This is a genomic window from Moritella sp. 36 (genome assembly GCF_018219415.1).
In the GTDB taxonomy this organism is placed as follows: Bacteria; Pseudomonadota; Gammaproteobacteria; order Enterobacterales; family Moritellaceae; genus Moritella.
The window spans coordinates 2218522-2239783 of sequence record NZ_CP056120.1; the positions used below are offsets into that span (position 1 = coordinate 2218522).

Consider the following 21262-nt stretch of genomic DNA (forward strand, 5'->3'; position numbering starts at 1 on the left):
AGCTAGTCGTAATTAGAAGATAAGATGTGCAACACCAGTGATAATCGGTAGTGTTATGATTGTACGTAGTACGAAGATAATAAACAAATCAACGATGTTAACCGGGATTTTACTGCCTAGCAGTAATGCGCCGACTTCTGACATGTAGATAAGTTGCGACACTGATACACCCGCAATGATGAAACGAGTCATGTCATTATCGAGTGACGTAGCAAGAATACTTGGTACAAACATATCGGCAAAACCAACCACTAACGATTCAGATGCTAGTGCAGCTTCTGGTACGTTCATGAATTGAAGGTAATACATAAATGGTTTACCAAGAATCGCAAATAGCGAGGTGTATTCTGCGATTAACAAACCAATTGTACCTATTGCCATCACTACCGGTAAAATACCAAATACCATATGTGCGGCATTTTTTAGGCCTTCGATGAATACAGCACGGTATGATGTGACTTTTGATGCTCTGTCAATGGCTTGATCAATGCCCCATGAGAAAACATTATGGTTAGCTGGAATAGACTCTAAATCATGGTGTTTTTCAGTTCCATCGATATAGATATCTTTCTTCCAGCATAATGGCGGTAATTTAGGTACGATAATCGCTGCAACAATGCCCGATAATGTAATCGCGAGGTAATAAGGTAGGAAGTATTGCTCTAAGTTTACTTGTGCGATGACAACAAGGCTGAATGTGATGGATACGGCCGAGAATGTCGTACCAATAACAGCTGCTTCACGTTGAGTATAGAACTTTTCTTGATACTGTTTATCGGTCAGCAAGATGCCAACACTACCATCACCTAACCAAGATGCAATACAGTCAACCGCTGAACGCCCTGGTAGGTTGAAAATTGGACGCATAATCTTAGTACATAACGAACCACATAGTTCCAGTAATCCAAAGTTGAGCAATAAAGGCAGTAGCAGACCTGCAAAGATGAATACTGCAAATAGAGTCGGCAGTAAGTCATTGAGCACAAGGCCACCGGTATTTTCATTCCAGATATACTCTGGACCAATCTGATATACAGTCGCGATAGTAAACGCACAACTGATAATTCGAACGGCTAGCCAAAGCGGTGTCGGTATAAATAACTCATGAAGGAATTTACTCTGAGTAATAAACTTAGGCTTAAGTAAAACCGCTAATGTTGATGCCACCGCCATAAATGAAATGATGACGGTAATGATATGAAGCAAATAACCGTCCAGTGCTGCCATTAATACTTTTGCTAACAATGCGACGGGGATCGTCATGTCACCTTCATAGGTTACCGGGGTCATAAATAAAAATAAACCGATTAATGAAGGCAGTAAAAATCGTAATATTGATTTATTACCTGTGTGTGTCTGAGCATCTGTGTTTGTTTTGTTTAGATTACGCGGTGATTCCGCGTAAATATTATTATCTTTCATTGAATTGTTCCCTTTTATAGGACTAATTACTGATTACCAGTTCGGTATAACAGTATTGTCACTAAGTATTCCATCTTCCATTTTATTTAAGATTAGGTGTTTTTAATTGCCGTAAACTTAATTGCTGGAGATAGTAACTGCGAATATACATGTGAGAAACATATTATTAACACCATGTGTCAGCTGTCATGAAAATAAAATTTTTTATGTTGCTTTAGGTGTTTAATGTCACATAAATAGATTTTGATTTAGGCTGATTATATTGATTAGTGTGATTTTTCTAGTTTTATATATCGGAAATCAATAGATATGCAGTAAACGTGATTATATTTTCGTATTTTGTCTGTATTTGTGAATAATTTGTAAATAACCAAGTTGATTTTATGTTCTTTTTTTAAGCTAGTTTTTTCGCATCGCTGAATATAATGAGTTCTATTCTATAATCTAAATGTACTTTGCTTAGCTTTTATCTATGTTAGGTGTTTTATTGTTTATCTTTCTGCGTTTCTGGTAATTACATGATATTCTTAGAGTCGATAGTGTAAACATAATCTTCTATGTGTTGTCTTAGCTGATTAAGATATATTTCTATAAGGTGGTTTCAGGATGAAAAAAATACTTCTTGGTATTAGTGGGCTCATTGCGATTATTATCGTCGTGGGATTTATTGCAATTAAGTTTTTAGTTAATGAGGAGTTAATTAAAGATAATTTAATTACGCAAGCAAAGCAGTTCACTAAACAAGACGTCACAATTGAAGGTGATTTAAATCTAACTTTCTATCCACAAATTGGTTTTGAGCTAGGTAAAGTGACCTTATTCAATAAGCATGAATATGCGGACTCAAAACAAGTTGAAGTTAAAAGTGTACAAGTCGCTGTCGAATTGATGTCACTCTTTACCAAAACGATAGTGGTAACAAATGTGGAAGTGGATGGTCTAACCGTTAATGTCGAAACATTAGCCGATGGCCGTAATAACATGGATGAATTACTTGCCACATTATCACCACCAGAAAAGGCATTATCAAACGAAGATATTCAAGCGATTAAAGTCACACCAGAAGGTGAAATTGCGAAGAGCGAATATAAGTTTGTGATTAAAGCGGTGAATATAACCAACGCACAATTATCATTGAATAACCGTCAAGATGGTACCTACCATAAACTGTCTGACAGTAGCTTAACCGTCGGTGAGTTTGCCTTTGCCAAACCTGTTGCGATTACGTTAGCTGCAAATTACCGAACCAATGAGTTAACGGCTAAACTAAAAACAAGCATGATATTAACGATTGACGAGCAATTTAATGAAATAAAATTAGCGCAGCTTGATAATAAACTCGCGTTAACGGGCAAGTTATTACCGCGACCAGAAATGAATATTTCATTGCAAGGTGACATGACATACGATAATGCTTACAAAAAAATGAAATTGGCAGGACTTAAATTAGACGTTGATGAACTTAGTATTACTGGCGATCTGTCTGTTGATGTATTTTCAAAACCGAGTCTTGAATACAACTTAGCCATGAATACACTTGTTATTGATGATTGGTTACCTAAGACTGAGTCTGTAGATAAAAAGACTGAATCGAAAGTGACAGACACAAGTAAAAAAGTGACTCAAACCTCGACAGATAAGCAGGGTAAAAAAGCCGCTGCAGACGTAGAGCCTGACTTGAGTTCATTATCAAGTGTGAATCAAAAAGGGTCATTGACGATTACTCAAATTAAACAAGGCGAGTATGTCTTGGATAATGTTAAGGTTCAGAGTGAGTTAAAAGACGGCGTATTCCAGTTAACCAAATTATCTTCAGATCTTTATGAAGGGAAGTTAATGGTTAAAGCGTTATTAGATAGTAACAAGAAACCCGCTACATTTAATTTGAATAGTACGTTAGAGAAAGTACAGTCAGAACAATTGATCACGATCGCTGCAGGTAAAAAATTGTTAACGGGTTTGGTTGATGTTGACGTGCGTTTAAGTGGTAAAGGCTTAGCCATGACTAAACTTAAGTCTGCGACGAGAGGGACGATTAATACAACCTTTTCTGACGGTGCGCTGTTAGGGGTTAATGTAGCAAAAGAAGTGCGTAAAGCGATTGCTATGCTTGATAAGAAATCTGCCGATAATACGGATCAAAGTGAACAGACTGATTTCAGCGCGATGGTTGTAAACTTTAAACTCGCTGACGGTAAGTTAACATCGACGAAAATCGATTTGGCTTCACCTGCGATCAAGGTCAATGGCAAGGGCTATGCAGATCTGATGCGTGAAAAGCTTGATTTTACTTTTGGTGCTTCGCTTGCTGAAAACATTGGTGGTCAATCAAGTTCAACGATGAAGGCTGTACGTGATTTACGTCTTCCTATTGAAGTGAAAGGCAGCTTTGCAGCGCCACGTATCAAGTTTGATTTTAGTGATATTACTAAACAAGTGATAGAGCTTGAAAAAGATAAACTGATTGATAAGTATCTTGGGTCAGATGAAGACAAGAACAAGATTAAGAATGAAATATTTAGAGGTTTGAAAAAGCTATTCTAATCTGAGATTTAAGATTAGTAGTTTAAGTTTGGTTAGTTACGCCTAAAAGCCTGTTAGTGAGATCACTAACAGGCTTTTTAATACGCTACTTTTAATTTTTTACTTAGCCGCCAATGATCTGCTGACCATAAAGGTATAATTGTTGCAGTAGTCTCATTTTTCGCTCGTCATGGCTGTTTTCGATTGCTAATGCATCTAAACGTGCAAAATAGGCTGGCGCACTGTCTTCTAGTACTGTGCGACAATGATCAAGCCATTTTTGTTGCTCTGGCATTGATAATAAATGCGGGAAGTTACGTGCTCGATAGCGGAAGAACAATTCATTAAAACGCGCATCACTGACTTTCAGTTGCAGTCCTGCAAGTTGCTCTGGTGTTGTTTCGCGTAGTATTTCAAAGTTTGCTTTATCACCTGCACTAAAGAAGCCATCGTAGATCATTGCATCCACATTGGTTGATTTTGGATATTCACGTTCGACTTGATAAACACCCACAACATTCTCACGCAGTGTTGCGCTTTCTTTTAAACGTTTTAGGTTTGCAAGGCAGGCGTTGCGATCAATCCCTAAACGTTCTGCATTTTCAGGTAATAAAGTTTTAGCCGGAGCTAGTACTGGACACTTATTGATATGAATAAGTTTTAGCGGGATAGGAGCTAGCTCACCTAGGTCTTTCTTTGGTGTATATAAACGTTCACGTAGTTCGTCCGCGCTTAACTCTAATAACGGCGTAATGTCTTGGGCTAAATCAGCCACGATAACCGCGTTGTTGTTGCTAGGGTGCCAAGCCAGTGGCACAACCCAGCTAGTGAACCCGCGATCTGCACCAAACATACCGCTTACATGCACTAATGGTGTCATGTTGATGATATCAATCAGCGATTCAACTTTACGTTTGCTGCGCAGGTTAAATAAGAAATCAAATAGTTTAGGTTGTTTTTCTTTGACCAGCTTAGCCATCGCGATGGTTGCATATACATCAGAGGTTGCATCGTGTGCATTGGCATGCTCAATACCATTAGCTTTGGTTAATAGCTCAAGGCGCATACTTGGCAGGCCGTCGTCATTTTCTGGCCAAATAATACCTTCTGGACGCAGCGCATAACAAGCACGCATTAAATCGATAATATCCCAACGTGAGTTTCCATCTTTCCAGGTGTGTGCGTATGGGTCGTAGAAGTTACGGTAAAAGATATTACGTGTTACTTCATCATCAAAGCGGATGTTGTTATAACCAATGATACACGTGTTTTTGTGGCTGAACTGCGCTTCAATACGTTTACTAAATTCTGCTTCCGTTACACCTTCTGCTTGGGTCTTTTGAGGTGTGATCCCTGTGATCATGGCAGCTTCTGGCGAAGGAAGGTAATCATCTGATTGACGGCAGTAAAACATATCAGGTTCGCCGATTACGTTAAAGTCCATGTCAGTGCGAATACCAGCAAATTGAGAAGGACGATCCAGTGACGGGCTTAATCCGAAAGTCTCATAATCATGCCAGTAAAAAGTCGGCTGATCTGTTGCTGTTTTGTTTGAATTGTTATCCATACTACGCCTTGTACTTATTCATTTTTATCTAATTAGATGTTTATTTTTTATTGTTATGCTGAGTTGGTTCAGAAACTTGCATTACAATTTACATCACGTTTAATTTTCGTTTCTAGTGATTTTAGAATGTCTCTAGGATGATATCCAGAGATTAAGCTAAGCGAAGCGTGAGAGCAAGTTATTAAGCGTCGTAAATCTATGTTTGATGGTAATGATCCGAAATCTTATTCAGAATAATCATTAATACGAAATGTTTGGTTGTGAGATGTAATATATAGGCTCCAAGGTTGGATGAATATTCTAATTTATTGGCCTAGTGTTGATGTGGCCAAGTGTTGATCGAGGGTACGAGTAACAAGCCGACGAAGAAAAGGTTCAGATTTTAAATTCCTGAGCAGTTAATGGATAAATCTAAGGTGTATTGATAGCCAAAACTTTGAAGTACTTCGGGTGTGATTACGAGTGTCTTTATTGTAGGTAGGTGAGATCCTACCTTAAATGTCGAATATTAAATATTCATAAAATGACTTATTTTCCAAGGTTGGAGGTTTACCATGTCTGCTGAAAAAAAATTCGATTACCCTGAATCCGTGACAATAGAAGAACCTATAATATCGGGTCAAGATGACTCACGCATTATTGAGCTTCCTGATCAGGACACTAAATTACTTTCTGCGAGGGATATTAATAGCAAAATGGGTGATTTCGAAATCCATTTTGACACGTTAACTAAAGATTTCTCTGAAGCTCAAGACGACTTGGGAGCCACTATTCGTTCATTACGAAGTCGCAACGCCAAACTTGATAAGAAGATTGAAAGTGTAGGTTCTAATTTAAGTCAATCTACCTTGGAACAAGTTAAGTTATCGGATGATCTAGAACAGCGTATACAGGCTAAACTGAATGCGTTAACGGGCGGTTTTGAGGATGCGAATGAATCCATTATTGAGCAGGGTGAGCAGCTCAAGCGCTTGTTCACGGTTCAAACTGCTTTTGAAGAAATGCAAAAGCGACTTGAAAAAAATGCCGATGATACCGACGAGGTCCTGCAAGCTCACACACGGGAATCCTATCAAAGAATTCAGGCGAACAAAGCCCAAGTGGAAGGGTTGAAAGCGCTGCATCAAGATCAGAAAAAATCACTTGTCATATTATCCGAAGAACATGAATCACTGAAAGGCCAAGTTAACGATCTTGCTGATAAAGTCTATAGCATCGAGTTGAATGCGAGCAGCTTGAAGCGCTACACGCGCAAAGGGTTTAAAGTTGTTGCGGGTGTAGGCACTGGGGTGACTATTGCTCTGGCCTCTGCGATAACCTTGCTTGAACTGAATCCTACCGTTGTCCCTGAGTTTGTAAAAACTGAATTGTCTGAATTGACATCATCGTTATCGACGCTTAATAACTCAGTGACCGAGATTAAAACTGAAACGGCACTGCAGTCAGAAATTGGTACCGAATTAATAGGTGATGTTGCAGATGTGAAGACAAAATTTGCTGAACTCGAAGCCAAGGCTGAAACCATCGATGAACGACGTAGTGCAGAGCGTTTAGTATTACAGTCCCAAATAGAAAAGAGCACTGCTCAGCTAGGTCATCTCACAGCGACTCTCACATCGGTTAAAACGGGTATGGATGACTTGAAGTTTCAGGTCGAAGGCCCAGGAAATAAAAATGGAGCAGTAACTCAATCGTTAGTACCACTCAATAATGTCGGCTGGATAGCGCAGCGTAATCCTGCTCATTATACGATTCAGTTGATGGGTGCTTATGACGAAAACTACTTAATTTCTTATGTGAATCAAAATGAAATAGGGCTGAGTGGAAAATTGCTTTCTTTTAATAAGAGCCTGCATATTCAGCGTGATTGGTATAATTTGTACTACGGTGACTTTGCCAGTTTTACTGAGGCGCAGGTTGCAATGAGTGTTTTACCACTTCGCCTGAAAACGAACTACCCATGGATCCGTGATTTTGATTCGATTTTGAAAAGTGCTATTAAGTAAAATTACGTGGCACGGAAGTATAGCAAGATCTTAATCCATGTTTGAGTTAAGCACAGGTAGATGGCGAGTTACAATACTGTCTACCTTGCTTCTCTAGTGGTTAAGGATGATCGAGTAATCTAAAGTTCCAATTTTCGACGGTATTGGTTTCTAAGCGTTTGCTTGCGGCCTCACCCCATATAGGTGTCAGCGCTGGCATTTCTATCAATCGAATTAGGTTAGCTTTGTTTAATGGCTCACTAAAGAATAATTCACATACTTGTTTAACTGTGGTTGCAGATTCAAGTCGTTTAATGAGGTGTAGTTCATCACTTTGAGCGATCATACCCGGTTTGATAACACGATATAACCAGCCACAACGGCTTAATGTTTGCATCTGAACTGAAATGTCGGAGACATTCCAACGGGTATTTAATTTAAAACAAGGTAGGCGAGGTTGACTCACTTCGATAATAGCTTCGCCCCATTGATATTGATCTCCAATACAAACATTTTCTTCTGTCATACCTATTGCACTGATATTTTCCCCCATGCCGGGCGCTTCAAATCGTGGTTGCTTGTTATTGCGTGGTGAAAATACTTGCTGCCAGAATGAATAATGCTCGGCAGGGTACTGATGCAAAGCACGCTCAAGACCACCGTGGTATTTTTTATCGGCAGTCGTATCGTTTTCGAGTCCAAGCTCAGAAAGATAAATGCAGGTGTTGACCGTTTCTTTATCAATTGCAGAATCAAAACCGTAGTGATGCTTAACCTGACCGATATAAATTTGAACCTTGTGTGTTTGACGGCTGATTTGTAATAAAGAGTCAGGCATTCTCACATTTCCTTTAATAAATAAAATTTAGTTTGATCATTCTCACAGAGGCAACTCGAAACCTCAAGGATAATCAGAAACATCTGATATAATCGCTTCTAGATTTTAATCGGCACTCATTAGGTTAAAAAAATTATGTTATTATTTTTAGCTTTTTCGAACACTAAAAAATTAATTTAGTCTAGTCTAAATGGAGCTGAAACTGCACATTTATGAGTTATCACATTATTTTTAAGTTTTTTTCGTAAATATGCTTTTAATCACAGCGACAAAGGTATAGAATCCGCCTCCTAATTTTTCGAGAAAGCTACTAAAATGTAGCTGGTTATCTGCAAGGTAGACAATGAGTCATTACACAGTATTAGGTTTATCAACATGGTTCGAACTAGTCGAACGCATCGGCTCAGAAGCAGAAGCCAAGACGTATTTTTCAGAAACGAAACTAGTTGAGTATAACAACCGAACTTGCCTAGAGTTAATTGAAGCTGGTATGTTAATGCATTTGAAGAATTGGTTAGCAGTACAATACCAAGAATTCAAATCAACGGGTGAACGTTTACGTCGTGAGCAAGTCTCACAGTCTACAAACTCTATCTCAAGTAAACTTTACTCGATAGAAGTGATTAGAACGCGTCCACAAGTGAATGGGCAACAAGCACAACAACAAAGACAACACGTTGCATCGTCACAATTTGCGACAAGCCAGGTTCGTCCTGTACATGCAACTGCAACACCTGCTGCAATTAAGCCGGAAGTTGCAAAACCTGTTGTTGCTGCACCAGTAGCGCCACCGAAACCACGCGTAATTACGTCAAAAATGCCAGCACCAGAAAAGAAACCTGCTGCAGCATCGATGGCTAACTTCTTTATGCGTCAGGTTCGTGCGACTAAATCTGAATTGGAAGATCGTAAGCACCATAATTAAGTGACGCTAAACGCGTACCTAAATATGTGAATGACTCAGTAGCAGGTATTATCCCACGACGGTGGAGATAGAACTTGCTACTGGGTCATTTTTTTATCTGCAATTTAGCAATTTATTTCTAAGTGGTATCACTTTATGCGCATTCATAATGTTCATCGATTAGCGACACAGCGTTTAGCTGACAGCACTAAACCTTTTAAAGCCCGTGGCGGACGCTTACGTCGTTGCGATTATTGCATGCTAGGCAAACAGTTTTGTATTTGTGAGCATCAACCACTCGTTAAGTCGACAGCTGGTTTTATGCTGGTGATGTTTGATTATGAAATGATTAAGCCAAGCAATACGGGTCGTTTGATTGCCGATGTGGTTGAAGATACGTTTGCTTATCAATGGTCGCGCACTGAACCTAATCAAGAGATGATCGACATCATCAATACTGATTGCTGGCAACCATTCATTATCTTCCCTGAAGAGTATGTGGTTGAGCGTGAGCGGGTACAAACAGGGCCATTAATAATTGAGCCGGGTAAACGACCGTTATACATCTTACTCGATGGCAGTTGGCGTGAAGCGAAGAAGATGTTCAAAAAGAGCCCCTGGTTAGAACATATTCCGGTCATCTCATTTGATCCTGACGTGGTTTCCCAATATCAGATCCGTAAGGCTGCAAAAGACAATCAGCTCGCAACGGCTGAAGTTGCGTCACTGGTTCTCGGTCATCACGGTGAAGCATTGAATGCTGACATTCTTGCTTGCTGGTTTGATGTTTTCCGTGAACGTTATCTCGCAGGTACTAAGCAAATTGACGTCGGTGTTGATGCGGCCCTTAAACGGTTGCATACACTAACAGTTTAATTGTTATCGATCAGAACGGTTGTATGCATGTGGAAATGCGTATAGCCAATTTTGATGTTTTTCCTTTCCTTGTTAATCCTCTTTTTCTTAATATTAATAGCCTATATTCATATCTCTGAGGTATTATACTCATCACAATAGATAGATGGGTATTAGACTCAATTTAACCTTTCGTGGATAGAATATGCAGAGTAAAAATGAAATGACATTACCGATTCGCTGGGGAATTATCGGTTGCGGCAATGTAACGGAATTAAAAAGTGGTCCTGCATATCAAAAAGTAGCGGGATTTAAACTGTCGGCTGTAATGCGACGTAATCTTGATCTTGCCCAAGATTATGCTTTAAGACATAAGGTTGAAGCATACTCCTCAAATCCGGACGATATTATTAATAGCGATAATATTGATGCTGTTTATATCGCGACTCCTCCCGATAGTCATAAGCTTTATGCCTTGAAAGTTGCACAAGCAGGTAAACCTTGTTGTATCGAGAAACCGTTAGCACCAAATTATGCGGATAGCCTCGACATTTATAATGCGTTTAATGATAAGAATATTCCCTTGTTTGTGGCTTATTACCGTCGTTCATTACCACGTTTTAATAAAGTGAAAGCCTTACTTGAAGCCGGCGCTATTGGCCAAGTAAGAACGATTAATGCATTTTTGAATAAACCCGCCAATGCATTAGATTTATCGGGTCAGTTTAATTGGCGAACAGATAAAGACGTTGCTGTTGGTGGTTACTTTGACGATCTAGCGAGTCATGGACTCGATCTGTTTGCTTATTTGCTGGGTGAATTTGATATTGTTAAGGGGCTTGGAACCAATCAGCAAGGGCTGTATTCATCGTTAGATTCGGTATCCGCATGCTGGCAACATAAAAGTGGCGTGACAGGCGTTGGAAGTTGGAATTTTGGTGGTTGTACACGGGAAGATCGGGTTGTGATCACTGGCAGTAAAGGTGAAATCCGTTTTTCTATTTTTGATGAAGCCGCCGTTATTCTGCAAACACTTGCTCAACGCCAAGAATTTATCATTGAGAATCCTGAAAATATTCAACTCTATCATGTGCAGAATATGCGGGAGCATCTTGTTAATAACATTGACCACCCATCTAGCGGTGAAACGGCTTTACATACCAGTTGGGTCATGGAGCAAATATTAGGTGATAATAAATAACCGCGTCGAATAAGAATTACTGGGTGTTACAAAAACGTAAAAATGTAGGTCGGTGGTAAATTAGATTTGTATCAACTTGTATTTTAACATTTTAACATTTTAACTATTCTTATTTGTTATGTTTTTGTAGTTTACCCTTGACGTAGGGACTCATTTTATTTTAGAATTTATCACGAAACTACCTCTTTATTTCCACCTTTGTGTCATTTAGATCATATTTTTATAAATGGCATATTTATGACATTTTATCTGTGTAATAGTCATGTCAAAATAAGACGGTGTGTTTTTATTTGGTTACTCATGCCGTTTATATGGATAAATAAGGTGTCTAAATGGAATTGCCTCCCAAAGAAATCATGTTCGAATATGTGCCAACCACGCAGGAAGTAGAAACGTTATTACAACAAACACCTGGTGCTAAAATCAATATTGCTAATACTAAGCATGCCTGTGATATAAGCAAAATCAAGCACCTGACGCATTATGGCCATTGTATTAATGGTATTAATATCGAAATAGATATGTGTGACGAATCAGAACTAGAGCCTTTATGGTCATTTCTTGAATTGGATTTTTTACGTATAAGCTTTGTTAGTAAAGACGTGCTAGAGGATGATTTTAAAGCTTTTTTAACTTGGCTCGAAAATGAGGATAAATTGGAAGCGCTGTCACTCGAAACCCAACCGCTACATCATGAGAATGGACTACATCTATTGTCAATTTATTTTGCATCGGCTAAACAATTTCCAGTTTCTTTGTTTATCAAACATAAAGTGACAGCCATGAAAATCCCTGAATTACCATCTTTACAGGTGTTCCATAATGCCAGCGTAGAGATGAGTATGGGCACATTTTAGGTGACGTAAAAATAAAGAGTGCAGGGTGATCGTAATCCTGCACTGTTATTATCTTACGGCTCATGCGCCTCTAAAATACGTCGCATAAACGAGTCAAGTTGTTGTTGCTCATCTGGTGATAACACACTTAATATATTTCTTTCTTTTTGATGTAATCTTGGCATGACAGTTTCAATTAATTGCTTGCCAGTCGCTGTCAGGCGTACAAGCTTACTGCGCTTATCTTCTGGGTTATCAACCCTTTCAATCAATTCTGCTTGGTTTAAACGATTCAATACTTTGGTCAGTCCACCAGAGCTAAATATCATTGACTGATATAGTGCCGTGGGTGACATACAATAAGGTATTGGGTTCCGCCTTAATGTCGCTAATACACTGAATTCTGCGCGTTGTAAATTATGGCTTTCAACAAGCGTTTCCATTTTATTGTGAAATAGATTACTGACACGGAGTAAGCGTAATAATGCGGGAGAAACCGTGTCAGCGCACTGGGGCCAGTTTTCACTCATTGCTTCAAGTATGTCGTTAATGCTATTAGTCATCATTCAATCCCTATCTATGTTAGTAGCCTCGATAATATATCTTGCCAGAAAGCTAAAGTCCAGTTATTATCTTTCTAGAAAGATAAATTGGAGGCATTAAAATGACACAGAGTAATGGATCTTCACTTGCCACGAGTGAGATAAAAATTGATACGATAGATAATACCGGAAAAATGAATAAGACATTGATTGTAACGCTGGCTGCAGTATTTGCATTAACCCCTTTTACCATTGACAGTTATTTGCCAGCAATGCCAACCATGGCCAACGCAATGGGCGTTGATATTTCTTTGATGTCAGTGACGGTAAGCTTATACATTTTTGGACTGGCTATAGGGCAGTTAATCGGTGGGCCCTTGTCAGATAAGAAAGGCCGTGGTTTTGCTATGATTGCTGGTTTAGCTGTGTTTGCGGTTGCGAGCATATTATTAACCACTGCAAATCAAATTGAAGTCTTGTGGTTATGGCGAGTGTTGCAAGCTATCGGTGGTGGTATGGCTGTTGTTGGTGTCCCTGCAACTATTCGGGATACGACCAGTGGTAAAGAAGCCGCTAAGTTATTTTCGTTGATTGCGCTCATTATGATGATTGCACCCTCTATCGCGCCGACAGTGGGTACCATCATTATGTCGTTAGCTGATTGGCGTTGGATCTTTTATACACTTGCGATCATGGCTGTACTGGTGGCTATTCTCGTTATGTGCTTTATGCCTGAGCCAACTGAAAAGGTTACACTTGAACCCGTATCTTCAGAAATACAGCAAAAGTTCGGGTTATTATCGGTATTTAGTGAAAAGCGCGCATTAGGATTTATGGTTGCACAAGCGTTTGCTTATTCAGTGATGATGATATTTTTAACGAATGCGTCGATGATGTATATGGAAGTGTTTGGTCAAACGCCAAAACAGTTTTCAATGTTGTTCTTTGCCAATATCTGTGGTTTGGTGGTTGTTAACCGCGCGAATACATTTTTATTATCGCGGTTTGAACCTGAAGCTTTATTAAAAGCGTTTCTAAGCTTGCAAGTGTTTGGTGGCATAATATTAGTGACAGCATCTGTGCTTGTACCTGATGCTTTATATGTGGCTGCCGTCGGGTTTGTTATTGCTATTTCGGCAAATGGTGCGGTGATCTCAAATTCAAGTGCATGTTTTATGAAGAGTTTTGGGCGTAATGCTGGCTCTGCTTCTGCGGTATTAGGAGCAACTCAATATACAATAGGTGGGACTGTGAGTGCACTATCTGCATTTATAAGTCTGGGTTCAGTGCAACCTGTCGTTATCATGATGCTGCTTTCGTCTATGATAGCGCTTACGGGTGCTACAATTGCCGCAGCCTATTCTCGTAAAGCTGTGTCATAACAACATTGAGCAAGGGCTGAGAAAGGAACTACCAGCCTCCTTGCTTACAGCAGACAAATAAATTGTATTATTATTCATTCAGTAATTGCGCGCATAATTTCACAAAGTCAGATGAGGTAACAATACCAATGACTTTGTTCTGATTATCGATGACCGGAAGACAGCCAAGTTTATTACCAATAAAGTATTCAACAACAATTTTAAGCGGTTCGTCTTCGGTTAGTTTCTGAAAGTCTGATTCCATTAAATCTTCGATTAACTGACCACGTTCTTTTCTTGCGAGTATGTCAGTGCCGTATTTGTTCATCATTGAAATGACAGTGCTGATCATTTTTTTGTGAGTCAGAATACCAACCAGTGTGCCATCGTCTTCAGAGATAACGGGTAAATGGCGCACACCACGAGTTTGCATAAGTTCATGCGCATCTTTTAAACTGGCTTTATGGCTAATACAAACAATATTGTCTGCCATTATATCTCTTACTTTCATATATTAACTCTGTGTTATGTTGTATTGATTTATTTAGTATACCCAAATGTGAATAGAATGCGATGTTAAGATTAAAATAACTATAAATTCATTCAATTTATCAGCAAGTTAATAGCAATCGTGTTGATGATTTAAATTTTATTTTAATAAGTTCGAGTGATAATTAACCAAAAACATTAACTTTTAATTAAATATGCATATTAATAATATAAAATAAATTTTACTGTTGTTTGCTTTGGTTTCAATAAATATAATGGCTTCCCGATCGTGCATCTAAAAATGTTAACCATTGTTTGGCACTAATATTTTTTATAGTTCTTCATTGATTGCACTTCGTAATGTAACAGTATGTCAGTTTGGTGTTATTGTTAATAATAATGTGATAATTTAACCACTTATATTTATAGATGGAGTTAGTGATGAAGGGATCGATCCTTGAATTTGATATCGGAAGTAAGAACGGCGTTATTTCTGGTGAGGATGGATGTCGTTATTTATTTAATATCAATCAGTGGATGTACCAACGACTACCTCAGATAGGTAGTCGAGTTTACTTCACTTTAAAGTCCGGTGAACTTGTTTCAGTCACAATGACAACAGTAGGGAAATCAAAGAAAATGGGCGCGGTATTATTTGCTTTTTTCTTTGGCGCTTTAGGCTTCCATAAATTTTATTTAGGGTACCATAAACAAGGTATTTGCATGTTGGTGTTGTTTGTATTAGGTTATGTTTTTCTCGGTTTACCTTCGATGGTCATTGCGATTATTGCTTTGGTTGAGTTTGTTATCTATTTGTTTAAGTCAGATGTTAAATTTGAACAAGAATATGTATTAGAAAGCCGTCCTTGGTTCTAGTTATCAGGGTTATCATTCCGCGGTTATTTTCTCAATAGTATGTCCAGTCAGAGTTCCTAATACTGTATTTTTACGCTTATCTGAACGTTGTTTTCGCACCTGCGATGCAACAAAATCTGCCACTTCATTTGCTTCTAATGGTTCTTTCTGCACCACAATTATTGGTAATGGTGCCGTGACTGTTTTTAATCCGGTTACTTTTACAATATTCGCTGCTGGTTGTACTTTGACTGGTCGGCGAATACGTAATGCATGCTCTGGTGTCGTGGCTATTTTTTGATATAACTGCGCTAGTGCTAATTGGTTATCTAGTGTCGCTCTTTCTTGTTCAATCGTGATTTGTGCTAATAACTTTATCTTATCGGGTTGGTGTAATGAATCTTTACGCTGCCAACTAAAACGCACAGATTTAACTAACTCATCATCTACACAATGTATTTTTCGATAGAGGTGTACAGTCATCACCCCTGGACAATTATCGTGTATTGCGCTGAATCGCGCTTGGCGTGTGTCATTCTCGCTAACAACAGCATGTTCTATCTTCGCTTTGATCGTATTAATGGCATTAATTTGTGTAACTATTTTCTCTGTATTGTCGTGGTCTGGGTGTAAATGAATAATACCGACATAGCGGCGGGCTGATTTTTGCGAAAATGGGTGTTTAATGTGAATGTCTTTAAAGGCTTCTGCTGCTAACTTCATTGCCAACATATCGGTCGTTAATTCGGGAATGATTTCGTTTATTATGGCTTGCTCTTGGCCTTTTAGTACCGCTGGGATCCGGCTAACTAATGCCTGCACAGGCTGTGTGTTTCCTAGCAGTTTTTTTAATAGGTCTAAATCTGCGGTGAGTTGATCAAATAAGCTTTTAATATCAGTCATGTTTAATCCTAGTGTTAACCATAATTATCGTTAATCACTAGCATAGTAATGAGTAGACCATCATGCAATAGCGTGACTAATTAGGTGATCGCTATGTGATCATCGCTGCTCATTCGTTGATCGATCTTGTGATGCTACTGATTTTTAGAGGTTTCAGTAAGCTTGGTTTTCTATTGCTATTTTATTTGAAGGAAACTTAGTTTTAGTGTGAAAATATTATGTATATTTTTACGGCTGTTATTGACTTCACAATTCTTTTATTTTTATTTATTGACGTATTTTTGTTGTATTCGTATTCAAATATCATTGTATAACAACACAATAGTAGCGTTTTAAGTCGGAAGGTGTACCGACACTTGGACAAGAATAGATAAAATTTAAAGAATGTTGTTAAAAATAAAGTGAATTTAAAAAAAACACCAGTGTCAGTTAGTGTCAGTTAATGTTAGCTACTGTAAGTTAGCGTCATCTGGTGTCGGCTAGATCCCTGTGTAGTAACTGATTTAGCAATTTTAAATACATTTAGTTATTAGCAATGAATGACTGAATTCCACTTTTTAGGCTGAGTGTGAGTAATGATAAAAAATAATATAATAAAAAAAATAAATAGAATGACGGTTCGAATATTTTTCATTATGGGGATGTTAATTTTAAATGTAAATCAAGTGAGAGCTGGTGATGAAATACCTACTGAAATAGCAGGTATCACACAAGTTAGTTCCAATACGGTTAACTTTTATGTTGGTAGTAATGACTGGGCTGATGTCCATTATAAGATTAACGGTGGAAAGCAAAGAAATCTTCGTATGGAGTTATCTGGAAATGGTAACAGATTCGAGCTAAATAATTTATCTCGCGGTGACGAAATTAGTTATCGTTTTACTTATTGGGGAAGTGAAGGGCACGCGGTTGTTACTTCCGTTAAAAATTATACGCTCCAATCTGATCAAGTTAAAGATACTGATAATGATGGTGTTATTGATAGCATTGATCAATGCCCTACAACTCGTAAAGGTGCCAGCGTTAATGAAGTTGGTTGTGAACTTGATAGTGACAACGATGGTGTGGTTGATAGTTTAGACCAGTGTCCAAATACTCAAAGTGGTCAGGCTGTTGATACAAATGGTTGTGAAGTGGCTACTGAAATGACAGGGATCGAACAAGTTGGCTCAGATACTGTTAATTTTTATGTGAATAATAATGCCTGGGCTGACGTTCATTTCAAGGTCAACGGAGGAAGACAGCGAAATATTCGCATGCTTGAATCTGGACATGGTAATCACTTTCAGTTAAATAACCTGTCTATTGGTGATTCGATTGTTTATAGCTTTACCTACTGGACTGGAAAGTCTGCAACTGACACTGAAAGTAAAACTTATACGCTTGAATCTAGTTCTGTAAATGATACTGATGGCGATGGCGTAATTGATCGTATTGATTTGTGCCCTAATACTCGACCAGATGTAGTTGTTAATGAGGTTGGTTGTGAAATAGGACCTGAGATTGACACTGATGGAGATGGTATTAACGATGCAATAGATCAGTGTGAAAATACGCCAACTGGTACTTCAGTAAATGAGTTCGGTTGTCCTATCAATAGTACTGATATAACGCCTTTGTTTAATGCTGACACAATATTGGAACCAAGTGTTATTTCAGAGACTAATTATGCCGTAATAACTCGTTTTGCAGATCGTGGTCGCGATCGTCACGCAAAAGAAGATCATTTTCAAGCATACGATCATTATCTTTCACATTATTGGACCCATAGAACGGCTCGTTTTAAATTTGTTGATACTGTCGCTAAAGGTGGCAGTGATATTGAAATCACTTTTGTTACAGAGTGGAAACTGGGCGTTAAAGAGTTTAGGGCTTGGTATAGAGGAATTGGCACTGTAGCCGAATATCATGGTAATTATGAGAATCATGTTCAAGAAATTGCTAATGGTACTTTTGATGATAACCTGGAGTTGATAAGTACTGATGGGGAACAGTATAAATATCGACTTACTATTGATGAATACGTTGCACTTGATGGTACTCGACGTAATTTAGCGGTCGGTCAGTATATGGAGATTGAAGTGAGTCAATTTCTTGATAATGCGCCAGAAGGCCGTGACAATTATTATGGTACAACTTACCTTTATCAAGTCGGTGTTGGTGGTATGGTTCCTTGGAAAACGGTAGGTGATTTTGCTGACCAGTCTTCAGAACGTGAAAACTCTTATCCTATCGATGAGTCTGCTTGGCTAGGTGGTAAAACAACCCTACCTTATCAATACACTGCCGAACCAGATAATCACTTTATGCAGATGGCGACAAACCTATCGAGCATTAATGGCCAACCTTTTGTTTTAGGCCGTCGTGTTCATCATACTGATATGATTACAGGGATGCATGATGAGTCAGTAAAAAATGGTGTTTTTGATGTGCTTAAAAATATAGCTGGGACACATTATGTTAACAGCTCATGTTCTTCTTGCCATGCCAGAAATGGTCGCGCACCTGTTGCTGACGTTGGCGAGGCATTAGACAAATGGGTGTTTAAAGTTGCGGATAGCAAGGGAAATCCACATCCGCTTATTGGGTCCGTACTACAGTCAAACAATGTTGGAATTGCAGAGCAAGATAGTGAAGGTGGTGTTGTTCTTGGTGCTTGGAGTGAATCTAATGGTTTACGCTCTCCAAATTATGAGTTTTCTAAAAATAGACCAGCCAAACTTTCTGCACGACTCGCACCCCAACTTGTAGGCTTAGGCTTACTTGAAGCTGTTAGTGAGGAGGTTATTTTACAACGTGAAGATCCTCAAGATACAAATCAAGATGGTATTTCAGGTCGACCTCAAAAGGTAACTGACCCCGTTACTGGCGAAGCTCGTCTAGGCCGGTTTGGTTATAAAGCTGGAGCGTCTAGTTTGAAACATCAAATTGCAGGTGCTTTAAATACTGATATGGGGGTGATGACGAGTGTGCTACCTAATCCTGATTGTGGAGCAGAGCAGAAAAATTGTAACAATAGTCAAGGGGCTGAGCTATCTGATGAGAATCTTGATAATTTAGTTAAATACATTGCTTTGTTAGGTGTTAGACCTCAGCGTGATATTGAGCAACAACAGGTCATTGTTGGTAAGCAGAAGTTCAATGCTATTGGTTGTGAAAGTTGTCACCGAGATACAATGCAAACGAGTTCATATGCACCATTTGCAGAACTTAGAGACCAAACTATTCATCCTTATACGGATCTGTTACTTCATGATATGGGGACTGGCTTGGCTGATAACTTAGGTGAGGGTCAAGCTACAGGAGCAGAATGGCGGACTGCGCCACTTTGGGGGCTAGGTCTTTCAGCTTGTGTTACAGGCGGTGTGATTGATGTCGACCGCAATAAGCGGGGCGATGAAGTTTGTTCACCAGATGCAAGTTATCTACATGATGGTCGCGCAAGAACAATCGACGAAGCTATTCTGTGGCACGGCGGTGAAGCTCAAACATCCAATGATAATTATCAAAACTTATCAAGGGGTGATAAGCAAGCTTTGATTGCCTTTTTACGCTCTCTATAGCTAGCGTTAAATAACGATTCAAAGCCATCTAATAATATTAGGTGGCTTTGAACTCGTTTACAGAAATTAATTCGTGTGAAATAGTTCTAAATATTTTTTTGTACTTTCTTACCGGCTAAAATTAGAATTTGTATGTTGCAGCAAGGTATGCAGAAGCAATCGTTACGTTAGTATCCTTAGCCTTTTTCTGTTCAAGTTTAAAAGAATCAGCTTCATAACCAATACGGAAACTTATATCTGAAAATGCAGCGGGTGTATATTCTAAACCAGCGCCCCAGTGTATAGCTTGTGCATTTTTATCGTCGTATATTTTTACTGATTGATCGAGATCTAGTGATGAAAGACCAAGAATAGCAAAAGGACGTAAACCGTTTTGAAAAGTGTAACCAAGATTAGCAGCTACAGAAAAAGTTTTTGGATCCCACTTATTCGATTTATTCGCCTTATTCGGCGTCATGCTACCATACTTTGTATATTGAGCTTCAATTGCTACGATACGGTTAAACTGGTAACCACCAATAAGTTTTAGTGTAGTACCATCTGTTTTGCTCTTCACCCCTTTTGCATCTGTGCCGATTGCTGATTTACCAACACCACCACCAAGGTAGAAGCCTGAAACATCTTGGTTTGCCTGAACACTTGTTGTTAATGAAAGTGCCGCTAAAGTACCTGCAATTATAATCGATTTCATGTCGTCTCTTCCTATGCTATATAATAATTTATGGCCGCAATTATAGGGAAAGTTCACTTTTAAACAATTCAATAAGACTGGTTAGTTGTAAGGTTTTGTCAGGTAGTGTAAAGGCTTGAATATAAACATATAAAGTTTAAACAGAACAAGTGAAATAGTAATATTTCTTTTAAATTCAGCTGTTTACTGTGATTTTTCATTGTCGCTAATCATGCGGTATTCATATATGTTCATTTGTGGTCGTAATTATAGAAATAGCTTATTTTTAATTGACTTAGCAGCAGAGGTCACTTGTAAGGTTTTGTCAGGTCATGTAAGAATTGGCCTATAAAAATATAAAGTGGACATACATCAATTACATATAACCACTGTATAGAGCAGTTCTAGATATTGTTTTGTGCTTTCTTGCCAGCTAAAACGAGCCAGCTTTGCGTTGTCTGCAACCTTAGCCCATGTTTTAGGTTTGTTCGCATAGAGTTTGATTGCTTCGTTAAAGCTAAAGCCATTTTCTAAATGCTGAACGTTGATGATCTTTTGAAAGTCGAAAATGACTTAGTGAAGCATGGATACAAGCGAAGTATTGATACACCGATAGAAAAACACCGCAAAAGGTTGTACTTCTTTGATAATTTCGGGTTTGAGTGGATTCGTTCAGCTTGGCGATATTATTCATGGTGATCACATGTTTTTTTATAAATAATACGTCCATGACTTGTCGGGCTAGGAC

At 38.6% G+C, this 21262-nt stretch carries 16 protein-coding genes; 9 read left to right on the forward strand and 7 right to left on the reverse strand.

The window, feature by feature from the left end; all coding sequences use genetic code 11:
- Positions 1-12 precede the first annotated feature (12 nt).
- On the reverse strand, positions 13-1422 hold the full coding sequence (locus tag HWV03_RS10000) for a YjiH family protein (RefSeq protein ID WP_211679562.1): 1410 nt from the start codon (positions 1420-1422) through the stop codon (positions 13-15).
- Between the two features lie 606 nt (positions 1423-2028).
- Here HWV03_RS10000 and HWV03_RS10005 point away from each other — a divergent pair.
- Complete coding sequence (locus HWV03_RS10005; protein ID WP_211679563.1) at positions 2029-3966, forward strand: AsmA family protein; 1938 nt, start codon at positions 2029-2031, stop codon at positions 3964-3966.
- 103 nt (positions 3967-4069) lie between these two features.
- Here HWV03_RS10005 and sbcB read toward each other — a convergent pair whose 3' ends face one another.
- On the reverse strand, positions 4070-5512 hold the full coding sequence (gene sbcB / locus HWV03_RS10010) for an exodeoxyribonuclease I (RefSeq protein ID WP_211679564.1): 1443 nt from the start codon (positions 5510-5512) through the stop codon (positions 4070-4072).
- 554 nt (positions 5513-6066) lie between these two features.
- On the opposite strand from sbcB, the gene HWV03_RS10015 reads away from it, so the two are divergent.
- Positions 6067-7518: an SPOR domain-containing protein gene (locus HWV03_RS10015; RefSeq protein ID WP_211679565.1), complete on the forward strand. Its 1452-nt coding sequence runs from the start codon at positions 6067-6069 to the stop codon at positions 7516-7518.
- Between the two features lie 100 nt (positions 7519-7618).
- On the opposite strand, the gene HWV03_RS10020 is transcribed toward HWV03_RS10015, so the two are convergent.
- Positions 7619-8335 carry an MOSC domain-containing protein gene (locus HWV03_RS10020; protein WP_211679566.1) on the reverse strand — a complete coding sequence of 239 codons (717 nt, stop codon included), beginning with the start codon at positions 8333-8335 and terminating at the stop codon, positions 7619-7621.
- A gap of 343 nt (positions 8336-8678) precedes the next feature.
- Between HWV03_RS10020 and HWV03_RS10025 the strand changes: the two genes are divergently transcribed.
- The 4 genes from HWV03_RS10025 to HWV03_RS10040 all read left to right on the forward strand — a co-directional run bounded on the left by HWV03_RS10025 (position 8679) and on the right by HWV03_RS10040 (position 12152).
- Positions 8679-9260: a hypothetical protein gene (locus HWV03_RS10025; RefSeq protein ID WP_211679567.1), complete on the forward strand. Its 582-nt coding sequence runs from the start codon at positions 8679-8681 to the stop codon at positions 9258-9260.
- A 135-nt stretch (positions 9261-9395) separates the two neighbouring features.
- A complete protein-coding gene (locus HWV03_RS10030) occupies positions 9396-10115 on the forward strand; it encodes a tRNA-uridine aminocarboxypropyltransferase (RefSeq protein ID WP_211679568.1) in 720 nt (239 codons plus the stop codon).
- Positions 10116-10299: 184 nt separating this feature from the next.
- Positions 10300-11295 carry a Gfo/Idh/MocA family protein gene (locus HWV03_RS10035; protein WP_211679569.1) on the forward strand — a complete coding sequence of 332 codons (996 nt, stop codon included), beginning with the start codon at positions 10300-10302 and terminating at the stop codon, positions 11293-11295.
- A 332-nt stretch (positions 11296-11627) separates the two neighbouring features.
- Positions 11628-12152 carry a hypothetical protein gene (locus tag HWV03_RS10040; protein ID WP_211679570.1) on the forward strand — a complete coding sequence of 175 codons (525 nt, stop codon included), beginning with the start codon at positions 11628-11630 and terminating at the stop codon, positions 12150-12152.
- A gap of 53 nt (positions 12153-12205) precedes the next feature.
- Here the strand turns inward: HWV03_RS10040 and HWV03_RS10045 are convergent, their stop codons facing one another.
- Entirely contained in the window at positions 12206-12697 is a 492-nt protein-coding gene (locus HWV03_RS10045; RefSeq protein WP_255547156.1) for a MarR family winged helix-turn-helix transcriptional regulator, read from the reverse strand.
- Between the two features lie 98 nt (positions 12698-12795).
- On the opposite strand from HWV03_RS10045, the gene HWV03_RS10050 reads away from it, so the two are divergent.
- The gene (locus HWV03_RS10050) at positions 12796-14055 is read left to right on the forward strand and encodes a multidrug effflux MFS transporter (RefSeq protein ID WP_211679571.1); all 1260 of its coding nucleotides are present in this window, start codon (positions 12796-12798) and stop codon (positions 14053-14055) included.
- 70 nt (positions 14056-14125) lie between these two features.
- Here the strand turns inward: HWV03_RS10050 and HWV03_RS10055 are convergent, their stop codons facing one another.
- Positions 14126-14545: a CBS domain-containing protein gene (locus HWV03_RS10055; RefSeq protein WP_067046411.1), complete on the reverse strand. Its 420-nt coding sequence runs from the start codon at positions 14543-14545 to the stop codon at positions 14126-14128.
- 419 nt (positions 14546-14964) lie between these two features.
- Here HWV03_RS10055 and HWV03_RS10060 point away from each other — a divergent pair, with 419 nt between their 5' ends.
- Entirely contained in the window at positions 14965-15399 is a 435-nt protein-coding gene (locus tag HWV03_RS10060) for a TM2 domain-containing protein (RefSeq protein ID WP_211679572.1), read from the forward strand.
- Between the two features lie 12 nt (positions 15400-15411).
- Here HWV03_RS10060 and HWV03_RS10065 read toward each other — a convergent pair whose 3' ends face one another.
- Positions 15412-16281, reverse strand: a complete 870-nt coding sequence (locus HWV03_RS10065) for a DNA replication terminus site-binding protein (protein ID WP_211679573.1) — start codon at positions 16279-16281, stop codon at positions 15412-15414.
- A 611-nt stretch (positions 16282-16892) separates the two neighbouring features.
- On the opposite strand from HWV03_RS10065, the gene HWV03_RS10070 reads away from it, so the two are divergent.
- On the forward strand, positions 16893-19844 hold the full coding sequence (locus HWV03_RS10070; RefSeq protein WP_255547157.1) for a di-heme oxidoredictase family protein: 2952 nt from the start codon (positions 16893-16895) through the stop codon (positions 19842-19844).
- Positions 19845-19965: 121 nt separating this feature from the next.
- Here HWV03_RS10070 and HWV03_RS10075 read toward each other — a convergent pair whose 3' ends face one another.
- On the reverse strand, positions 19966-20535 hold the full coding sequence (locus HWV03_RS10075) for a porin family protein (RefSeq protein WP_211679575.1): 570 nt from the start codon (positions 20533-20535) through the stop codon (positions 19966-19968).
- Positions 20536-21262: the final 727 nt, after the last annotated feature.

Bases quoted from the DNA above. Each gene is read 5' to 3' on its own strand.
- HWV03_RS10000 (WP_211679562.1), bottom strand. From the start codon at position 1,422: ATGAAAGATAATAATATTTACGCGGAATCACCGCGTAATCTAAACAAA.
- HWV03_RS10005 (WP_211679563.1), top strand. From the start codon at position 2,029: ATGAAAAAAATACTTCTTGGTATTAGTGGGCTCATTGCGATTATTATC.
- sbcB (WP_211679564.1), bottom strand. From the start codon at position 5,512: ATGGATAACAATTCAAACAAAACAGCAACAGATCAGCCGACTTTTTAC.
- HWV03_RS10015 (WP_211679565.1), top strand. From the start codon at position 6,067: ATGTCTGCTGAAAAAAAATTCGATTACCCTGAATCCGTGACAATAGAA.
- HWV03_RS10020 (WP_211679566.1), bottom strand. From the start codon at position 8,335: ATGCCTGACTCTTTATTACAAATCAGCCGTCAAACACACAAGGTTCAA.
- HWV03_RS10025 (WP_211679567.1), top strand. From the start codon at position 8,679: ATGAGTCATTACACAGTATTAGGTTTATCAACATGGTTCGAACTAGTC.
- HWV03_RS10030 (WP_211679568.1), top strand. From the start codon at position 9,396: ATGCGCATTCATAATGTTCATCGATTAGCGACACAGCGTTTAGCTGAC.
- HWV03_RS10035 (WP_211679569.1), top strand. From the start codon at position 10,300: ATGCAGAGTAAAAATGAAATGACATTACCGATTCGCTGGGGAATTATC.
- HWV03_RS10040 (WP_211679570.1), top strand. From the start codon at position 11,628: ATGGAATTGCCTCCCAAAGAAATCATGTTCGAATATGTGCCAACCACG.
- HWV03_RS10045 (WP_255547156.1), bottom strand. From the start codon at position 12,697: ATGATGACTAATAGCATTAACGACATACTTGAAGCAATGAGTGAAAAC.
- HWV03_RS10050 (WP_211679571.1), top strand. From the start codon at position 12,796: ATGACACAGAGTAATGGATCTTCACTTGCCACGAGTGAGATAAAAATT.
- HWV03_RS10055 (WP_067046411.1), bottom strand. From the start codon at position 14,545: ATGAAAGTAAGAGATATAATGGCAGACAATATTGTTTGTATTAGCCAT.
- HWV03_RS10060 (WP_211679572.1), top strand. From the start codon at position 14,965: ATGAAGGGATCGATCCTTGAATTTGATATCGGAAGTAAGAACGGCGTT.
- HWV03_RS10065 (WP_211679573.1), bottom strand. From the start codon at position 16,281: ATGACTGATATTAAAAGCTTATTTGATCAACTCACCGCAGATTTAGAC.
- HWV03_RS10070 (WP_255547157.1), top strand. From the start codon at position 16,893: ATGACGGTTCGAATATTTTTCATTATGGGGATGTTAATTTTAAATGTA.
- HWV03_RS10075 (WP_211679575.1), bottom strand. From the start codon at position 20,535: ATGAAATCGATTATAATTGCAGGTACTTTAGCGGCACTTTCATTAACA.